Annotated in this window: 18 protein-coding genes; 3 read left to right on the top strand and 15 right to left on the bottom strand. The window is 66.1% G+C overall.

All coding sequences use genetic code 11. The features are described 5' to 3' along the window. Positions 1-13 precede the first annotated feature (13 nt). The 4 genes from flgE to flgB all read right to left on the bottom strand — a co-directional run bounded on the left by flgE (position 14) and on the right by flgB (position 2928). Positions 14-1273 carry a flagellar hook protein FlgE gene (gene flgE / locus CAL28_RS12695; RefSeq protein WP_094841720.1) on the bottom strand — a complete coding sequence of 420 codons (1260 nt, stop codon included), beginning with the start codon at positions 1271-1273 and terminating at the stop codon, positions 14-16. A 78-nt stretch (positions 1274-1351) separates the two neighbouring features. After that, entirely contained in the window at positions 1352-2047 is a 696-nt protein-coding gene (locus CAL28_RS12690) for a FlgD immunoglobulin-like domain containing protein (protein WP_094841719.1), read from the bottom strand. A 37-nt stretch (positions 2048-2084) separates the two neighbouring features. Beyond that, on the bottom strand, positions 2085-2501 hold the full coding sequence (gene flgC, locus CAL28_RS12685; protein ID WP_094841718.1) for a flagellar basal body rod protein FlgC: 417 nt from the start codon (positions 2499-2501) through the stop codon (positions 2085-2087). A gap of 19 nt (positions 2502-2520) precedes the next feature. Further along, positions 2521-2928 (bottom strand): flagellar basal body rod protein FlgB, encoded by a 408-nt coding sequence (flgB, locus tag CAL28_RS12680; protein WP_094841717.1) that lies wholly within the window; start codon positions 2926-2928, stop codon positions 2521-2523. A 277-nt stretch (positions 2929-3205) separates the two neighbouring features. Between flgB and flgA the strand changes: the two genes are divergently transcribed. The 3 genes from flgA to CAL28_RS12665 all read left to right on the top strand — a co-directional run bounded on the left by flgA (position 3206) and on the right by CAL28_RS12665 (position 4898). Then, positions 3206-3919 carry a flagellar basal body P-ring formation chaperone FlgA gene (gene flgA, locus CAL28_RS12675; protein WP_094841716.1) on the top strand — a complete coding sequence of 238 codons (714 nt, stop codon included), beginning with the start codon at positions 3206-3208 and terminating at the stop codon, positions 3917-3919. Positions 3920-4105: 186 nt separating this feature from the next. Next, positions 4106-4399 carry a flagellar biosynthesis anti-sigma factor FlgM gene (gene flgM, locus CAL28_RS12670; RefSeq protein ID WP_094844578.1) on the top strand — a complete coding sequence of 98 codons (294 nt, stop codon included), beginning with the start codon at positions 4106-4108 and terminating at the stop codon, positions 4397-4399. A gap of 31 nt (positions 4400-4430) precedes the next feature. Continuing rightward, entirely contained in the window at positions 4431-4898 is a 468-nt protein-coding gene (locus CAL28_RS12665) for a flagella synthesis protein FlgN (RefSeq protein WP_094841715.1), read from the top strand. Between the two features lie 88 nt (positions 4899-4986). Here the strand turns inward: CAL28_RS12665 and flhF are convergent, their stop codons facing one another. The 11 genes from flhF to CAL28_RS12610 form a co-directional block, all read right to left on the bottom strand. Then, positions 4987-7575 carry a flagellar biosynthesis protein FlhF gene (gene flhF / locus CAL28_RS12660; protein WP_094841714.1) on the bottom strand — a complete coding sequence of 863 codons (2589 nt, stop codon included), beginning with the start codon at positions 7573-7575 and terminating at the stop codon, positions 4987-4989. After that, a complete protein-coding gene (gene flhA / locus CAL28_RS12655) occupies positions 7572-9686 on the bottom strand; it encodes a flagellar biosynthesis protein FlhA (protein ID WP_094841713.1) in 2115 nt (704 codons plus the stop codon). Before flhA ends, flhF begins: the two co-directional genes overlap by 4 nt. 3 nt (positions 9687-9689) lie before the next feature. Beyond that, positions 9690-10853: a flagellar biosynthesis protein FlhB gene (flhB, locus tag CAL28_RS12650; protein WP_094841712.1), complete on the bottom strand. Its 1164-nt coding sequence runs from the start codon at positions 10851-10853 to the stop codon at positions 9690-9692. Between the two features lie 609 nt (positions 10854-11462). Then, on the bottom strand, positions 11463-12104 hold the full coding sequence (gene cheZ / locus CAL28_RS12645; protein ID WP_094841711.1) for a protein phosphatase CheZ: 642 nt from the start codon (positions 12102-12104) through the stop codon (positions 11463-11465). An 8-nt stretch (positions 12105-12112) separates the two neighbouring features. Further along, a complete protein-coding gene (gene cheY, locus CAL28_RS12640; protein WP_086064618.1) occupies positions 12113-12502 on the bottom strand; it encodes a chemotaxis response regulator CheY in 390 nt (129 codons plus the stop codon). A 51-nt stretch (positions 12503-12553) separates the two neighbouring features. Further along, positions 12554-13609, bottom strand: coding sequence for a protein-glutamate methylesterase/protein-glutamine glutaminase (locus CAL28_RS12635; RefSeq protein ID WP_094841710.1), 1056 nt, complete (start codon positions 13607-13609; stop codon positions 12554-12556). Positions 13610-13633: 24 nt separating this feature from the next. After that, positions 13634-14485 carry a CheR family methyltransferase gene (locus tag CAL28_RS12630; protein WP_094841709.1) on the bottom strand — a complete coding sequence of 284 codons (852 nt, stop codon included), beginning with the start codon at positions 14483-14485 and terminating at the stop codon, positions 13634-13636. 15 nt (positions 14486-14500) lie between these two features. After that, positions 14501-16180, bottom strand: a complete 1680-nt coding sequence (locus CAL28_RS12625) for a methyl-accepting chemotaxis protein (RefSeq protein ID WP_094841708.1) — start codon at positions 16178-16180, stop codon at positions 14501-14503. Between the two features lie 60 nt (positions 16181-16240). Beyond that, entirely contained in the window at positions 16241-16741 is a 501-nt protein-coding gene (gene cheW / locus CAL28_RS12620) for a chemotaxis protein CheW (protein ID WP_094841707.1), read from the bottom strand. Between the two features lie 11 nt (positions 16742-16752). After that, a complete protein-coding gene (cheA, locus tag CAL28_RS12615; RefSeq protein ID WP_094841706.1) occupies positions 16753-18900 on the bottom strand; it encodes a chemotaxis protein CheA in 2148 nt (715 codons plus the stop codon). Positions 18901-18915: 15 nt separating this feature from the next. Continuing rightward, positions 18916-19308: a response regulator gene (locus CAL28_RS12610; protein WP_094841705.1), complete on the bottom strand. Its 393-nt coding sequence runs from the start codon at positions 19306-19308 to the stop codon at positions 18916-18918. Between the last annotated feature and the right edge of the window lie 10 nt (positions 19309-19318).

Here is a 19318-nt window from a genome sequence, read left to right as displayed (position 1 = left end):
ATGACGGTCGCGTTTACTGGATGGCCAGCAGGGATTGCAGCACCTGGTCCTGCGTCTTGATCGTGTTCGTGTTCGCCTGGTAGGTGCGCTGCGCCACGATCATGTTGACCAGTTCGGTACTGAGGTTGACGTTGGATTCCTCCACCGCCTGCCCCTGCAGGGTCGCCAGGCCGTTGGTGCCCGGCTGCCCCAGCACGGCCTGGCCGGACTCGGAGGTTTCGCTCCAGTTGTTGTCGCCGATGGGTTGCAGGCCATTGACGTTGTTGAAGTTGGCCAGCGCCACGGTACCGACGCTCTGCGTCTTGCCGTTGCTGTAGTTGGCGACGATGCTGCCGTCCTTGCCGAACGTGATGTTGGTGAACTCGCCGGTGGTGTTGCCGTTCGGCGTGAAATCGGCCTTGAAGTCGCCGCCGAACTGCGAGGTACCGGTGTAGTCCATGGTGATGGCCATGGCCGCGGCGGGCGATCCGGCGCCGCCGGGCGTGGCGAACGACAGGTTGACCGTGGGCGGCGTATTCGTCAGGCGGCCGGAGCTGTCGAACGTCAGCTGCGTCGCGCCGCCCCACACCGGTGGCGTGGCCGCGGTCGCGGTCGTCGGGGCCATGGCCTGGCCATCCAAGGTGTAGTAAACGTCATACACGCTGGTGGTTGCCGGCGGACCGCCCGTACCCGCGCGCTTGGCGAAATACGTCGTCAGCTGGTGCGAATTGCCCAGCGAGTCGTACACCGTCATCGGCTGCGAATCCGTGTACGTCGCCGTATTGGTAGGGTCGAACGGCGTCGCCGTCGGGTCGATCACGGCGGCATTGGCGTTCAGGTTGGCGGTGAAGCCGGACGAAGTGGTCGCGGCCGGCGCGATATTGGCGGTCGGCAGCGTCAGCGGTATGGGCGCGGTGCCGACGCCGCCGGGGCCGTAGCCGGTCAGCTGCTGGCCGGCGGCGTTGACGATGTTGTTGTTCTTGTCGATGCCGAACTGGCCATTGCGGCTATAGCTGATCGAGCCGCTGGCGTCGACCAGGCGGAAGAAGCCGTTGGCGCCGTCGATGGCCAGGTCGTACTGCCCGCCGGTGGAAGTGATGTTGCCCACGGTGAAGCGCTGGTCGATGGAAGCCACTTTCACGCCCAGGCCGACGCGCGACGTCGCGTAAATGTCGGCGAACGTGGCGGTGGCAGCCTTGAAGCCGACGGTGTTCGCGTTGGCGATGTTGTTGCCGATCACGTCCAGATTCTGCGACGCGGCATCCAGGCCGCTAAGTCCTTGTCCGAAACCCATTCGATCTCTCGCTTGTTCAGAAAGTTGATGGAAGCCGGAAGACCGGCCCTGGGCGGCCGCCAGGCCGCCCCTTGTCTATCAGGTGCCCAAAACCTTGCGTACATCCAGCATGCTGACCTGGCCGGCCAGGCCCAGATCCAGCCGCACGCCCTGCGTCGTATACGAAACCCCGCCCACCTGGCCGTAAGTCAGCGCATCGGCCGTCACGGCATTGCCGCTGTCGTCGGTCGCCGCTACCGTGAACGTGTACTTGCCATCCGGCAGGCTGTTGCCGCTGTCATCCTTGCCATCCCACGTCGGGGTGACGATGCCGGCCTGCTGCGCGCCGAGGTCCATGGTGCGGACCACGCGCCCCGTGCTGTCGCTGATCTTCAGCGTGACATTGTGGGCATCGGCCTGCACGTCCACGCCGATCGGCGTCGTGATGCGCGTGCCGCTGCCGGCGTCCGTATCCATCTTCAGGGAGTTGCCGGGGAACAGGACCTGCTTGCCGATCATCGACACCGCGTCCATCGACTGCCCCAGGTCGACCTGGCTGCTGACGGTCTGCAGGACGGACTTCAGGTCCTGGATCCCCTGCACCGTGGAAATCTGCGCCAGTTGCGACGTCAACTGGTAGTTGTCCATCGGATTGAGCGGATCCTGATTGTTCATCTGGGCGACCAGCAGCGTCAGGAACTGGTCCTGCAGCGACTGGGCGCTGGACGCGCTGGCGGACGAATTCGTCGCGGCACCTGTGCCGGTGTTGTTGTTGACTGTGCTGGTGGTGGTCATGCGTAGCTCCGGTATCTAACCATGGACGGCGCGCGGGCTACTGCCCGATCGTCAGCGTCTTCTGCATCAGGGCCTTGGCCGTATTCAGCACCTCGACATTGGCCTGGTACGAACGGGATGCCGAGATCATGTTCACCGTCTCGGCCACCGGGTCGACATTGGGCATGGTCACATAGCCCTGGTTGTCGGCCAGCGGGTTGGTGGGGTCGTACAGGCGCTTCATCGGCGCGTTGTCCTGCACGATGCCGGCCACGCGCACGCCGCCGATTTCGGCGCCGGTCGCCTGGCCTTGCGAAGGATTCACCTGGAATACCACCTGGCGCGCCCGGTAGGGCTGGCCGTCCGGTCCAACCGCGCTATCGGCGTTCGCCAGGTTGCTGGCCGCCACGTTCATGCGCTGCGACTGCGCGGTCAGCGCCGATCCGGCGATATCGAAAATGCTCAACAAACCCATGGTTTATCCCGTGTTCCCGTTATTCGGAAATGGCCAGCAGCATGTCCTTGATCTTGGCGGTCAGGACGGTGGAGGTGCTCTGGTAGTGCAGCGTGTTGTCGGCGAAACGCACCCGTTCCCCGTCCATATCGACGGTGTTGCCGTCCAGGCTGGCCTGGTAGGGATTGCGGTAGAGCAGGTCCACGGTGGGTTGCGTCGGACCCTGGGCCGGGATATGGCGCGGCGAGGTCAGCGCCAGGTTCACCGGCGGCAGGTTCATGCCCGCGCCCATCGCGCCCTCCAGGGCGGAACGGAAATCGAAATCGCGCGCCTTGTAGTTCGGCGTGTCGGCGTTGGCGATGTTGGCCGACAGGACTTCCTGGCGCTGCGCGCGCAGATCCAGCGATTGCTGGAAAAAGCCTAGATCCTGGCTGAGGCGGTCTATCATCCGGGTCGCATCCCTAATCGTGCGGTTACCATGCTGCCATCCGTCCCGGCGGCTGCCGGGGCCGCGCCGCCAGCCGCCCAAGGCGAAAAGCGCGCGCCCCTTCCGGAACGGCGCTGCATCGGGAGGCCTTTCGGCACGGAAGGAATCATAGGTGGACGAGGCGGCCCACAATCATCCAAATAACCGACTATTCGTCCGCCAATTCGGGTATTGCTTCCGGCGCCGCGCTTCTACAATTCCATTCGTCCTATCTTCCGGTCCGCCTTGGGATCTACCCATGCTCCGACGTCTCCTGCTTTCCGCCCTGGCCATTGCCGCCCAGGTCACCCTGTCCGGCGCGGCATATGCCCAGGCGCAGGCCGTCGAGCGCGCGCAGGACCCGTCCGCCGTACAGCGCGCCGCCCAGGATTACCTGCTGCAGCAGTTGTCGTCGCTACCGGCCCAGCCGAACATCCAGATCGACGAGGTCCATACGGATCGCCTGCCCGCCTGCGACGCGCTCACCGCCTACACCACGGGGCCCATGCGGCCGCGTGCCCGCATGAGCGTGGGCGTGCGTTGCACGGCGCCCAGGCCGTGGAACATCTACGTGCAAGCCACGGTCAGCCTGCCGGGGCAGTACTACGTCGCGGCGCGGCCGATCAACGCCGGCGAAACGCTGCGGCCGGAAGACCTGGCGCCGCGCGACGGCGACCTGATCAACCTGCCGCCGGGTGCCGTCACGGACCCGCAAAGCGTCCTGGGCATGACGGTCGGCTATCGCGTCGGAATGGGACAACCCATCCGGATGACGAATCTGCGCAGTGCCGGCTCGGTACAGCGCGGGCAAATGGTGCGCATCACGGCCCGCGGCGCCGGCTTCGTGGTCAGCAGCGAAGGCCAGGTGATGCAGAACGCCTCCCCGGGCTCGACGGTCGAAGTCAAGACCGCCTCGGGCCAGGTCGTCAGCGGGATACTGCAACCGCAGGGCAACGTCGAAGTGCCGCTGTAAGCTGCCGTTGCCTGACGATACTGACAAGATGCTGACAAATTGCGCGCAATTGGCCGCGAAAATCGCCAACGGGCCCATGCCGGCAGCCCGCGGGGACCTAAAGTTCCCGATAAAGCTGCCGTTACAAGAGCATAGGCAGGCGTTTCGGCCTGCATACCCAGGAGCCCGCTGCGCGGGATTTTGACCGTGAAGATCAATTCCTCCACCACCCGGCCATCGCCGACCACCGCCGACACCGGCAGCACGCGCGCCGCGGTCAGCCAGGCCTACGGCGGCGTGGCTGGCGGCACGTCCAGCAGCGCCCAGGTGGATCTGAGCCCGATGTCGCGCAAGCTGGTAGACCTGCAAAGCGGCGCGGGCGATATCGACACCGCCAAGGTCCAGGCCATCCGGGACGCCATCGCCGCCGGGCAGCTCAAGATCGACCCGACCAAGATCGCCGACGGCCTGATCGCGAGCGCCAAGGAACTACTGAAGTAACCACCCCCGAAACACCTCCTACCTGACCGCCATGAACGCCACGGAAAAACTGCATGAATGTCTGCTGGAAGAAGATGCGTTGGTTGTCGAATTCACCGAACTGCTGGGCTCCGAGACCATCGCGCTGACGGAGCGCCAGTCCTTCAATGCCCTGAATGCCATCACCGAATCGAAGAACGGTATCGCCGCGCGCCTGCATGAGCTGAGCGCGCGCCGCGATGCGCTGCTCGCGGAACTGGGTTTCGGGTCCGGACACGCGGGCACCACCGAAGCGGCCGAACATCATCCGGATATCGCGGCAACCTGGCGGCAACTGCTGGACCGGTGCGCCGCGGCCGCCGGGATCAACGACCGCAATGGCGCGCTGATCGACATGCACCTGCGCTATACCGAGGAAGCGCTGGATGCGCTGCAATCCCTGACCAAGCGGTCCGGCCTGTACGAGGCCAACGGGCGGTCGCGGCAAGGCAATACCGGAAAAACCATCATCGCCACCTGACTGGGCGCGCGCCGGGCCGGGGCATCGCGCATGGGATGCCCGCGCCTCTGCTTGCCGGCCGCCCGCTCGCGCGGGCACCGGGCTTTACCTAGCCGGCCCCGCCCTCGCCGGCCATTTCCACCATCGCGAGGAACCGCAACAACGCGGGCGGCACCAGGCGCGCCGGCAGTTTGCGTTCGGGCCCCATCAGGCTTTGCAGCAGCCTGCGCATGACCGAAGCCGATGGTGCGTGCGCCAATTGCCAGCATGCCGCGCCAAGCTGCCCCGCCATCAGGACCTGCCGCAACGTGGAATCATCCCCCGTCGTACTGCCGGACAAGGGCTGCCACGCGTGCGCCATATAGCGGAACGTGCTCTTGGCATGATCGTGCAGCACCAGCCAGCGCGCGACCGTGGCCGCGTCCGCCTGTGCCACGCCGATATTCGTCAGCCCATAGATCTGCTGGACGACGCGGCCGGAAGGATCGATCAGCTTGGCGCAGACCACGCGCACCGGCGCCGCCTCCGCGCCGCGCCCGGCCAGCGTTGCCTCCGTACCGGCGGCCCATAGCCGCAGCGGCACGGCCGTCTCGCCGGCGATCTGGATCAGGCCGACCATATCGCCCGCTTCCCCCACCGGCACGTATCCCAGCGTCTTGCCGATGGCCTGCAGGGTCGTCGGCGTCTCGTCCTGGACCACCCGCAGCGCGCCGGTGGAGCGCGACATCCAGTCCATGCCCTGGGCGGACAGCGACTGCCATAGCGCCGCGGTGCCCGCCGCGATCAAATGCACGACCGGCAGCGGCCTGAGCGCGCCGTGCAGCCAAGCCGCCCGCGCCACCAGGGCATCGGCCACGTTGGCATGGGGCAGGCCGCGGGTCTCGATATTCGACACCGTGCCGTGTTCCAGCGCCAATTGCTGCACCGGCGCCGCCAGCGCCGCGCCGCGGTCGCTCATCAGCAACGACGACATCAGCGTACCGCCCGGCATGCCGGGGCCGCTCATCGCCACCTGCCCATGCAGCACCAGCAAATGGCGCGAGCAGGTCGCCGGGAACTCCGCGCGCACCATATCCAGCGGCATGCGCGCCAGCGATTGGGTGGCCAGCGGCCGATCGCCGCCGAAGCCACGCCATAGTTCGCGCGCCTGTACGCAGGCCGGATCCGTATTGATCCACGCCAGCGCGGCGTCCATATCGCGCTCGGTCTCCGCGCTCGGGCCCTGGGGGCGCAGCATCGCGGAAGCCAGCAGTTGACGGCGCCGTACCGGGTCCATGCCCAGCAGCCCGCCCGCCTCGTCGCGCGAAGCCGACCACAGGGCCGCCAGATCCGCCTCGCTGGGCGTGTAGAGCGCCGGCCGCCTCAGGCATGCAAAGGCGCCGTCCACCAGTTCGGCCGCGGTGGGCACGTCCATGTGTTCCGGCACGCGCTGGCCGCGCGAGACGTAATGGATGGGCAAGCGATGCCGGATGGCGGTGTCCAGCGCCGCGGCGTAGCGCGATGCCTCGTCTATCTTGGTGATGATGCAGCCGCGCACGTCTTCGTCGGCGCCGTTGCGGTAGGCATGCGCGACTTCGTCCAGCGTGTCCCCCTGGCTGGCGGCGTTCAGGACGACCAGCCGTTGGACCGGACGCCCCGCGCCGCATAGCATGGCGGCCTGCTCGGCGACATGCCGGTCGCGCTGGCTGATACCGGTGGTGTCGATCAGGACGATCTTGCGCTCGCCCAGTTCGGCCAGCGTTTCGCGCAGCTGCGCGACGTCCCGCACCGATCGCGTGGGCACCCCCATCAGGCGGCCGTAGATCTGCAACTGTTCATGCGCGCCGATCCGGAAATTATCCGTGGTCAGCATGGCGACCTGCTCGCGGCCCACCCGGGCAACACAGCGTGCCGCCAGCTTGGCCAGCGTGGTGGTCTTGCCGACGCCGGTGGGACCGACCAGCGCGAAAACGCCGCCGTTGCCCAGCAGGTCGTCTTCGTTGCCCACCACGGGCAAGTGGTCGATCAACTCGTTGCGCGCCCAGTTCATGGCCGCCGCGATCGACATGCGCGGCGGCAGGCGCGACAGCATCGCGCGGATCAGGTTGGCGCTGAAGCCCGCTTCCATCAATGTACGGAACAGCGCGGTGGCGACGGGCTCGCGGCTCAGGCCCTTGCCCCACATCAGCCCGTCGATGCGCGTCTCCAGCGAGCCGCGCAAGGCGTTCAGGGCCTCGGCCATCTGGCTGGCATCGGCCACGCCAGCGCCGGCGGGCTGATACTGGCCGTTTTCCTCGTCCACCAGCGCGAAGGTGCTATCGCCCGTCACACGGATCGGCGTAGCGTCCACCGCGGACGCCCGTCCTTCGGCGAGAGCCGGCTCCACCGCGCGAGCGGTCTCGGTACGCGGCTCGTAGGCCCGCGGCTCGACGAGACGCGGCGCGGCCGCCGGCGTCTCGGCCAGGCGCGGTGCGTAGGGCCGCGCGTCGTCCGGGCGTACCGCCGGTGCGTCGGCGATGGCGTGGCTGGCGGGCGCGACCTCCGGTTCGTTGAAGACAATGCGGCCTTCGTCGTCGATGGCCGAAGGGTCGGTCGCCATGACCTCTACGCCGCCATCGAGGCTGCGGCTGGAAATGATCAGGGCGTCCGGCCCCAGGGCCATGCGAACCTCGCGCATGACCTCGCGGTGGGTCGCCGCGAAAAAGCGGGTGATTTTCAAGCGTTACTCCCGATCAGCGCCGTGACGCGCACGATGCGTTCATCCGGAATTTCAGTATTGGCAAGCACGCCCAGTTGCGGAACGTGATGGCGCAGGAAGCGCGACAGCGCCGGCCGCAGGACCGGCGACACGACCAGGACAGGCGCATTGCCCAGGGCCTCCTGGCGGCCCACCGCCGCGCGCGTTTCGCGCAGCAGCGTATCGGCCAGGCCGGGCTCCAGGACGCCGCTGGTACTGATGGCCTGCGACAGGACCCGTTCGAGCTTGACGTCCAGCGCGATGACGCGCACCTCGCCCTCGCCCGGGAACCACTGCTGCGTGATGGCGCGTCCGAGGGCGCGGCGCACCAGCGCGATCAGTTCGCCGACATCGGGTTGCCCGCCCGCGGTGGCGTTCAACGCCGACAGGCGCGGCGCGTGCTCCGACATGGTGTCGACGATCGAACGCATATCGCGGATCGGCACTTCCTCGGCCAGCAGGCCTTGCAGCACCTTCTGCAGGACGGTAAGCGGTACGGTCTTGGGTACCAGGTCTTCGACGAGCTTGGGTGCTTCGCGTCCGATGCGATCCAGCAGTTGCTGGACTTCCTGGCGACCCAGCAACTGGGATCCGTGGCGGTGCATCAGATGGTTCAGGTGCGTGGCCACCACCGTGCTGGCGTCCACCACCGTATAGCCCGCCACCTGCGCCTGGTCGCGCAGCGACGCATCGATCCAGATGGCCGGCAGGCCGAAGGCCGGATCGGTAGTCGGCGTGCCTTTCAGCTTAATGGTGACTCCGCCCGGATCGATAGCCAGCCATTGGCCCGGCATGGCGACGCCGCGGCCGACTTCCACGCCGGACAGCAGGATGACGTAGTCGTTGGGTTTCAATTCCAGGTTGTCGCGGATGTGCACCACGGGCGGCAGAAAGCCCACGTCCTGCGCGAATTTCTTGCGCAGGCTGCGCACGCGATGCAGCAGCTCGCCGTTCTGGGAATGATCGACCAGCGGTATCAGGCGGTAGCCCACTTCCAGGCCCAGCTGGTCGACCATGGACACGTCTTCCCAGCTGGCTTCGGCCGCCGCGAGCTTGGCCTGTTCCTGCGCCGGCGAAGGCGCACGGTTCTGCTCGGCGGATACGCGCGCCTGCTTCTTGTACAGCATCCAGCCGGCCGTTCCGAAGATGGTCGCCAGTGCCAGGAAGGCAATGTGCGGCATGTTCGGAATCAGGCCCATGATGCCGATGATGCCGGCGGTCAGGAACAGCACGCTGGGATTGGAGAACAGCTGGCTGATCATCTGCTGGCCGATGTCCTGGTCGTTCGACACGCGCGACACGACCACGCCGGCGGCGGTGGAAATGACCAGGGCCGGGATCTGCGCCACCAGACCGTCACCGATGGTCAGCAGCGTGTACACGCGCGCCGAGTCGCCCACCGAGAGGCCATGCTGCGCCACACCGACGATCAGGCCGCCGATAACGTTGATCGCCATGATCAGCAGCCCGGCGACGGCATCGCCGCGCACGAACTTGCTGGCGCCGTCCATGGAGCCGAAGAAATCGGCTTCCTGCGCCACTTCGCTGCGGCGGCGCCGCGCTTCATCCTCGCGGATCAGGCCGGCATTCAGGTCGGCATCGATGGCCATCTGCTTGCCCGGCATCGCGTCCAGGGTGAATCGCGCGCCCACTTCGGCGATCCGGCCCGCGCCCTTGGTGATCACGATGAAGTTGATGATCGTCAGGATCACGAACAGGATGATGCCGATCGCGAAGTTGCCACCGACCAGGAAATGGCCGAAAGCCTCGATCACCTTGCCCGCGGCGTCCGGTCCGGTGTGGCCGTTCAGCAGGACCACGCGCGTCGACGCCACGTTCAGCGACAGGCGCAACAGCGTCGCGAACAGCAGCACGGACGGAAAAGCCGCGAAGTCCAGCGGCTTGCGCGTGAACATGGCGACCAGCAGGATCATGATCGCCAGCGAAATATTGAACGTGAACAGCAGGTCCAGGACGAATGCCGGCAACGGCAGGATCATCATTCCCAGGACCAGGACGATCAACAGCGGGCCCGCGAGCAACCGCGCCTGCGCCCCGCCGTTGTTCTTGAACATGGCGATCAACGCGGCCATTCCTTAAGCTCCTTCGGCGGCCATCGCGGCCGCGGCCCCTGCCTGCGGGTCCATCCCAGCAGGCACCGGCAGATTCGTGGGGGGTACCGGCGGCGTCCAGCCCGGACGCCAGGATCGCAGCTGGAATACCCAGGCGAGCACTTCGGCCACCGCGGTATACAGCGCGGCGGGTATTTCCTGGCCCAGATCCACATGACGGTACAGCGCGCGCGCCAGCGGCGGCGCCTCCAGCATCGGCACGCGGTGCTCCTGCGCCAGTTCGCGGATACGCGCGGCGATCTCGCCCATCCCCTTGGCGACCACCTTGGGGGCGGCCATATCGCCATCGCTATAGCGCAGCGCCACGGCGTAACGCGTGGGGTTGGTCACCACCACGTCGGCCTGGGGAACCGCGGCCATCATCCGCTGGCGCGCCGCCTGGCGCTGCATCTGGCGGATACGCGCCTTGATCATCGGATCGCCTTCGCTTTCCTTGAATTCCTGCTTCACGTCCTGCTTGCTCATGCGCAGCTTCTTCGCATGGCTGAAGATCTGCCAGGGAACGTCCATCAGGGCGATCAGCAGCAAAGCGCCCACCGCGAACGCGCAGCACATCCCGATGATGTTCAGCGTGCTCGCCAGCGCCGCGGCCGGCGCGGCATGCATCAGGCCGATCATCTCGTCGTGATAGCTCCAGATCGCCGCGACCGCCACGCTCCCGACCACCAGCGCCTTGCTGACCGCCTTGGTCAGCTCGACCACGGTCTGCCAGGAAAACATGCGGCCGAAGCCGGCAAGCGGATCCAGCTTGCTGAAATTGAATTCCAGGGGCTTGCCGGACCACACCAGGCCGCCCAGCGCCAGACCCGAAAATATCCCCGCCACGGCCAGCAGGCCAAGGATGGGCAATACGGTCAGCAAGGCCCGCCAGCCGCTTTCGGCGGCGCTGCTCAGCGCGACATTCATGTCCCGCGACAGGTTCGGGTCGAAGCCCAGCGCGTGGCGCATGATGCCATCCAGCGACTCGTAGATGTACGCGCCGCCGCCCCACAGAACACCCACGCCGGTGGCCAGCACCAGAAAGGTGCTCAGCTCCCGGGAACGGGGAACCTGCCCCTCCTCGCGCGCCTTTTCCAGGCGCCGGGGCGAGGCGGCTTCGGTTTTTTCGAGATCGCTTTCTTCGGCCATGCTGAACGCTTATCCGGACGTCGGCCGGGCCTGCGGGCGCTCTCTCGAGAGCCTCCTTGCGGATAGAACAGGCCGGCGATGAAATTTTAGGAAAAGCGCGGAAAAGCGAATCCGCGATCAACCCCGGTAAAGCGGTGCTTTTCGATCCAAGGAAATTGGGGCCGGCCGCAAACCCAGTGCGGATATCACCCGACCAAGGTGCCACACCCCCAACCCGCCCCATGAAACAGCCGTGGCCAGACCCGGGACGCCGAGGATCCGGCTCCGCCGATCCTCCAGCGTCGCCCCCTTGAGGGGGAAGCGCGTAGCGCCTCGGGGGTGGGCCCTTCCTCACGCAAAAAACAGGCGCGGCCGACCCGGGACGCCGAGGATCCGGCTCCGCCGGTCCTCCAGCGTCGCCCCCTTGAGGGGGAAGCGCGCAGCGCTTCGGGGGTGGGCCCTTCCTCCGGAAGCGCGAAGCGCTTCGGGGGTGGGGCCTTCCCTCACGCAAAAAACAGGTGCGGCCGATCCGGGACGCCGAGGATCCGGCTCCGCCGGTCCTCTGGCGTCGCCCCCTTGAGGGGGAAGCGCGCAGCGCTTCGGGGGTGGGCCTTCCTCGGCCCTTCCTTTCTAGAACCCCAGGCTGGCCAGGAGGTCGTCGACCTGGTCCTGGCTGGTGACGACATCGGCCTTGCCGGTGGGGTTCACCTGCGGGCCGTTCAGCAGCGTATTGGCTTCTTCGCGGCGCTCGGTGGGCACGCTGTCGATCAGGACCTGCAGCAGTTCCTTCTCGATCGCACCGACGACGTCCATCATCTTCATGATGACCTGGCCGGTAAGATCCTGGAAATCCTGCGCCATCATGATCTCCAGCAGCTTCGACTGGGTAGCCTGGGTCTGCTTGGGCACGTGTTGCAGGAAGGCGCGGGTGTCCTTGACCAATTCCCGGGCATCCGCCAGTTCCAGGGGCTGGTCGAACCACTCGCTCCAGCGGGCGTCCAGCGCCTGCGCGCCCTTGGCCATGTCTTCCTGGATGGGCTGGGTCTGGTCGATCGCGTTCAGCACCCGGTGCGCCGCCTGTTCGGTCATCTGCGCAACGTAGCGCAGGCGGTCCCGGGCGTCCGGTATTGCCTGCGCGGCGTCCTTGATGGCCTGGTCCAGGCCCAGTTCGCGCATGCTGTCGCGCAGCATCCGCGTCAGGGACGCGATACGGTGTATGAGTTCGCTTGGATCGCCATTGGGACCCTGGGTGGGGCTCTGTGTCGTCTCCATGACTTTCCTCAGCCGCCGAGTTTTTCGAAGATCTTGGTCAGTTTCTCTTCCAGCGTAGCCGCGGTGAAAGGCTTGACCACGTAGCCGTTGGCCCCCGCCTGCGCCGCCGCGACGATGTTTTCCTTCTTCGCCTCGGCCGTGACCATCAGGACCGGCAGCTTGGACAGGTTCGCATCGGCGCGGATCTGTTGCAGCATGGACAGGCCGTCCAGGTTGGGCATATTCCAGTCCGACACCACGAACTGAAACCCACCGGTACGCAGTTTGTCCAGCGCCATCTGGCCATCCTCGGCCTCGTCGACGTTCTCGAAACCCAATTCCTTCAGCAGGTTGCGGACGATGCGACGCATGGTCGGAAAATCGTCAACCACCAAAATCTTCAAATTCTTGTCAACCATCTCATTGACTCCAAAAAATCGATTGCGCGCCGGGACGCTTATCGCCCGGCATCATACGCGGTGTCCGCGGTCCCCGGCATTGGCCAGGATGCGTTCGCTCATTGTTTCCAGGGCGACGACTTCGTCGGCCGCCCCCAGCGCGATGGCCTCGCGCGGCATGCCGAAAACCACGCAGCTGGCTTCGTCCTGCGCCAGCGTCCGGGCCCCTGCCCGCTTCATCTCCAGCAGGCCCGCGGCGCCGTCCTTGCCCATGCCCGTCAGGATGACACCAACCGCGTTGCGCCCGGCCGCCACGGCCACCGAATGAAACAGCACGTCGACGGAGGGGCGGTGCCGGTTCACCGGTTCCGACGGATCAAGTTCGACGATGTAGTTGGCGCCGCTGCGGCCCAGCCGCATATGGGACTCGCCGCCTGGCGCCAGGTAAACGTGCCCGGGCAGCACGCGTTCGCCATGGGTCGCTTCGCGCACCGTGAGGCTGCAGATCGTATCCAGGCGCTGCGCGAAGGAACGCGTGAACCCGGCCGGCATATGCTGGGTGATCAGGATGGCGGGACTGTCCGGCGGCAGCGGCTGCAGCACATGCCGGATCGCCTCGGTGCCGCCGGTGGAAGCGCCGATGATCACGAGCTTTTCCGAGCTGGACAGCGGCGAGCGCAATACCTGCCTGGGAGCTTCGGGCACCGCCTGAAGTGCCTTGGGACGCGCGCGCGCCGCCGCGCGCAGCTTGTCGGCGATGATCTCCGTGTATTCCAGCAATCCGTCACGGATACCCAGCTTGGGTTTGGTGACGAAGTCCACCGCGCCCAGCTCCAGCGCGCGCAGCGTGATCTCCGACCCGCGCTCGGTCAGCGAGGACACCATCAGCACCGGCATGGGACGCAGGCGCATCAGCTTTTCGAGAAAGTCCAGGCCGTCCATGCGCGGCATTTCCACGTCCAGCGTCAGCACGTCCGGATTGTGCTTCTTGATCAGTTCGCGCGCGACCAGCGGATCGGGCGCGGTCGCGACCACTTCCATGTCCGGCTGGCTGTTGATGATTTCCGTCATCAGCCCACGCACCAGCGCCGAATCGTCGACGCACAAAACGGTTATTTTTTTCTGCATGTCGTTTCGCCGATGGGGGGGCCGTTACGCCTTCCCCAAGCATTCGTACACCGTCTGTCCGCGCAAGCGGAAATCGCGACTGATATAGCTGAAGTTTTCGGAATGGCCCGCGAACAGCAGGCCGCCTGGCTTCAACAGCGGCGCGAAGCGCTCCAGTATGCGCGCCTGCGTCGGCTTGTCGAAATAGATCATCACGTTGCGACAGAAGATCGCATCGAACTTTTCCTGGATGGGCCAATCCGGCGCCAACAGGTTAAGGGTGTCGAAACGGACCATGCCCGCGACTTCCGGACGCACCCGCACTTGCCCCGCCGCCGCGCCCTTGCCTTTCAGGAAAAAGCGCTTGAGCCGCGCCTCTTCGATTTTGGCCACGCGCTCGAAGGGATAGGTCGCGGCGCGAGCCCGCTGCAGGACGTTCGTGTCGATGTCGGTGGCCAGCACGGTGGCCGAACTGGCGCGCGCGCCCAGCGCTTCTATCAGTGTGATGGCGATCGAATACGGCTCTTCGCCGGTCGACGCGGCGCAGCACCAGATCGATACCGGCTGCGGCCGCTCGGCCGCGAATCCGGCCAGAATGGGAAAATGGTGCGCCTCGCGGAAGAACGCGGTCAGGTTGGTCGTCAACGCGTTGACGAACTCTTCCCATTCCGGATCCGCGGGAGACGATTCCAGCCTGTCCAGGTAGCTGGCGAAGTCCGCGCCGCCCAGGCTGCGCAGGCGCCGCGCCAGGCGGCTATAGACCATTTCCCGCTTGTGCGTCCCCAGCGAGATGCCGGCGCGCTCATGGATCATGCGGCGCACGCGCGAAAAATCCGCCTCGCGGAATTCGAACTGCCGCTCGACCTGGCCGGATGCCGTTGCTGTCGCTGTCGCCACGTAATTCCCTTAGCCCTATGCCGCCTGGGCCTCGATACGGGACACCGCAGCGGGCGCCACGATTTCGCGTGCCGGCATGTCGATGACCTGGCCCTGGTTGATCTTGAAGACAGCCACCGCTTCGGCCAGGTGTCCCGCCTGTTCCTGCAGAGAACCAGCCGCCGCGGCCGCCTCTTCCACCAGCGCCGCGTTCTGCTGCGTGACTTCGTCCATCTGCGACACCGCGCGGTTGACCTGGTCGATGCCGCTGGATTGCTCCTCCGACGCCGCCGAGATCTCGCCCATGATGTCCGTCACCCGCTTCACCGACGCGACGATTTCCTGCATCGTCGCCCCGGCCCGCTCGACCTGCTGCGAACCCGCGCCCACCTTGGCCACCGAGTCCTCGATCAGCGACTTGATTTCCTTGGCCGCCTGCGCGCTACGCTGCGCCAGGGAACGCACTTCGCCCGCCACCACCGCGAAGCCCTTGCCCTGCTCGCCCGCCCGCGCCGCTTCCACCGCCGCGTTCAGCGCCAGGATATTGGTCTGGAAGGCGATGCCGTCGATCACGCTGACGATCTCGGAGATCTTGCGCGAGCTGCCGGAAATCTCCCGCATCGTGCTTACAACCTCGCCCACCGCCACGCCGCCGCGCTCGGCCACGTCCGAGGCGCTGGCCGCCAGCTGGTTGGCCTGGCGCGCGTTTTCGGCATTCTGCTTCACCGTCGAGGCCAGTTCCTCCATCGATGCCGCGGTTTCCTCCAGCGACGCCGCCTGCTGTTCGGTGCGGCTGGACAGGTCCGTATTGCCCGCGGAGATCTCGCGCGAACCCACGTTGATTTCGTCCACGCCGCGGCGCACCGCGGACACCGTACGCACCAGGCTTTCCTGCATGCGCTTCAAGGCGCCATACAAAGCGCCAATTTCATTCTTCGATCCGGCATCCACCGTCTCGGTCAGGTCGCCCCCGGCGATACGATCGAAATGCCGCACCGCGTCGGCCAGCGGCCGCACCACACGCCTGCGCAGGAACACATACGTGGCCACCACCAGCAGCAGGGCGATCGCGCCGCCGGCACCCACCGCGGCCAGCACCAGTTCATAGCGCCGTTCGGATTCGTCGAAGGCATCATCGGTAGTGCGCATGCGCCACGCCATGTACTGGCCAAGCGCCAGGCTCAGGCGGTCCTCCATGACATCCGACACCATCTGCGCGTGCATCTGGTAAGCCGGAAGATCGGCCTTTGCCAGGTCGTCGAACATGACCTTCAGCCCCTGCCCCATCAAGGCGGAGAAAGCCTCGTCGATCTCTTTGAATTCCTGTTCCAGTCCCGGCGGCTTGGGCAGCGCCTGGTATTTCTTGAAGTCGGCCTGCGCCTTGTCATAGGAAATGCGCGCGAAATCCAGCATCGACTTGGCTGCCCCGCTCAGCCCCGCTTCCGGGATGGTGGGTTGGCCGATCTGCTTGATGACTTCGCCCAGATGCACGGAAGCGGCGCGGCCCAGTCCGATCATGGCGCTCTTGTAGTCGACCGCCATCTCCTGCAACGCATTGCTGACGGCCTGGCTGCGCCGCATCTCCCGCATGGTCGTATCGCCCACCCGCAAGGAAAGCACGCCCAGCACGGCGCCGAGGACCAGCATCAGGGAGAAGAAGACCAGCACCCAAAGCAGGCTCGCGCGTATCGTCATATTGGAAAAGAACTTGCGCATCCGCATCCCCTCTATCGGACAGGTTGGTCTCCGCCCAACTTCCCCCCGCGCGGAAGCCGCTCAGACGGCGGCTTTCTCAACCAGCGCCATCTCGTCGCTGGTCATCAGCTTCTCGATATCCACCAGGATCAGCATGCGGTCGTCGACCGTGCCCAGGCCCGTCAGGTACTCCGTGGAGAGCGTGGCGCCGAATTCAGGGGCCGGACGCACCTGGCTGGCGCCCAGCATCAGCACATCGGACACGCCGTCGACCACGATGCCGACGACGCGGCGATCGAGGTTCAGGATGATGACGACGGTCTGCTCGTTGTATTCCACCTTGCCCAGGTTGAACTTGATGCGCAGGTCCACGATAGGCACGATGATGCCCCGCAGATTCGTGACGCCCTTGATAAAGGACGGCACATTGGCGATGCGCGTGACCGTGGCGGCATCGTAGCCGCGGATTTCCTGAACCTTCAGGATATCGATGCCGTATTCTTCCTCGCCCAGCGTGAAGACCAGGAATTCGCGGCCGACGTCTTCGACGCGGGCGCCTTGCGATTGGGGTTTGGCTGCCATGTATTACTCCCTCAGTTCAGGACCGCTTCGGCCGGTACCCATTTCTCGCGGTTCGCGCGCGCCATGGCGAACACATCGATGATCAGCGCGACGCTGCCGTCGCCCAGGATGGTGGCCGCCGAAACGCCGGGCACCTTGCGATAGTTCGATTCCAGATTCTTTACGACCACCTGGTGCTGGCCCACCAGATGATCCACCAGCAGCGCGAACCGCCGGTCCTCGGCCTGCATGATCACCGCAATGGCCTGCGTCGGGTCTTTCTGCGCGTCCGCGACCGAAAAAACCCGATGCATTTCGACCAACGGCAGGTATTCGCCACGCACGTGCATGACCCGCTCATTGCCGGCCACCGAATAGATCTGCTCGTTGGTCGGCTGCAACGATTCCGTCACGTGATTCAGCGGCAGGATGAAGGTTTCCGTCCCCACGCGCACCGACATGCCATCGAGGATGGCCAGCGTCAGCGGCAACACGATGCGGGTCGTCGTGCCGTTGCCCGGTACCGAGGACAGCTGCACATGGCCGCCCATGTCCTGGATATTGCGGCGCACGACGTCCATGCCGACGCCCCGGCCCGAGATATCGGTGATCTGCTCCGCCGTCGAAAAACCCGGCGCGAAAATAAGCTGCCACACTTCGTCATCGCTGGCGTTCTCGCTGACCGCGATGCCCTGCTGGATGGCTTTCTTCAGAATGCGGTCGCGATTCAGCCCGCCGCCGTCGTCGCTGACCTCGATCACGATATTGCCGCCGCTGTGCTGCGCCGACAGCACGAGCTGGCCGACCGGGTCCTTGCCCGCCGCGATGCGCTTCTCGGGCGTCTCGATGCCGTGGTCCAGGCTGTTGCGCACCAGATGGGTCAAGGGATCGATGATCCGCTCGATCAGGCTCTTGTCCAGTTCGGTCGCGCGGCCATAGGTCTGCAGTTCGATCTGCTTGCCCATCTTGCCCGCGAGGTCGCGCACCAGGCGCGGGAAGCGGCTGAACACATAGTCCATGGGCATCATGCGCACCGACATGACGGCTTCCTGCAGGTCGCGCGCATTGCGCTCGAGCTGCTCCATGCCGTTGAGCAGGCGGTCGTGCAATACCGGATCCAGCGTGGATGCGGTCTGCGCCAGCATGGCCTGGGTAATCACCAGTTCGCCGACCAGGTTGATGATCTGGTCGACCTTTTCCACGCCGACGCGGATGGAAGTGGATTCCTTGTCTCCCGCCGGGGCGGCGCCGCCGGCTCGCTGCGCGCGGGGCGCGCCGCTCTCCGGGGCAGCGGCCTTGGCGGCAGCGGGCGCCGCCGGAGCGGGAGCCGGGGCCGCCGCCGGGGCGGCCGGCTGCGCCGCCGAAGCCTGCTGTGCCTGCGCCGCGAAATCCGCGGCAGCCTGGGCGAAGTCATCCACCGCGCCGTCCTGCACGGGAACGGCTTCGCGGGCGATGGAAATCTGGTCGGCATCGACGATGAAGCAGCAAACCGCCTCGATATCGTCGGCCGAGCAGGTGCTTTCCAGCCATACGGTCAGCCCGCCACCCAGCTGGTCGCTGGCCAGCACGCGGCCCAGGTTGTTCATTTCCTCCAGCAGCGACTGGGCGTCTTTTGCGGAGACCCGGTTGATGCGGACGCGCAACGGCAGATGGTCCCCTCCCGCCGGGGCGGGGACGGGGGCGGCAGCCGGAGCCGCGGCTGCGGGCGGTGCCTGGACAGGCACGGGCGCCGGGGCGGGCTGCGCCGCCGCGACAGGCGCGGGAGCGGCGGCTTGTCCGCCGTTGTGCTCCAGCGCCAGCTGGCGCAGCACCTCGCAAATGCGCTCGTAGGCGGCGGCATCGGGCTCCTCGGAGGCGCGGTAGGCGTCCAATTGGCTTTTCAGCACGTCCTTGGTTTCCAGAAAGATGTCGATCATGTCCGTGCGCAATGCCATTTCACCGCGGCGAATGGCATCGAGCAGGTTTTCCAGGAGATGGGTGGTTTCGGCCAGCGCAGTGAAACAGCCGAAGGTGGCGGCGCCCCCCTTGATCGAGTGCGCTGCCCGGAAGATTGCGTTCAGTTGCTCGATGTCCGGCTGGCCGGCATCCAGTTCGAGCAGCAGTTGCTCCATCTGGGCCAGCAGCTCGTCCGCCTCATCGAAGAAAGTCTCGTAAAACTGACTCAGGTCAAGACCGCTCATGACGTCCTTCCATGCTCAATGCGAAGGCTCGCCGGGCTGACCCAGGAGCTCCGACGCCATTTCTATCAACAGGTCCGGGTCGACCGGCTTCTGCAGCCAGCCGCATACCCCCAGATCGCGCGCCGCGGTCTTGCTTTCGACGTCGTCCTCGGTGGTCAACACCAGCACGGGCACGTCCTGATAGCGATCGACCTGGCGCAACCCGCGTATCAGGTCCAGGCCGCCCATAACGGGCATATTCCAATCGCTCACCACCAGGTCCACCGGCGCTGCCTGTTCCATCGCCAGCGCCAGCGCATCCTTGCCGTTGCCCGCGGCCAGGACTTTCCAGCCGGCCCCGGTCAGGGTGGCCTGGACTATCATGCGCATCGTCGCGGAATCGTCCGCGACCAGTATCGTCGCCGTCATGGTCGAACTG

Source organism: Bordetella genomosp. 11 (assembly GCF_002261215.1).
Classification (GTDB): Bacteria; Pseudomonadota; Gammaproteobacteria; order Burkholderiales; family Burkholderiaceae_B; genus Bordetella_C.
The sequence above is the reverse complement of the archived record's forward strand: the minus strand, read 5'-3'. Positions and strand labels throughout refer to the sequence as shown.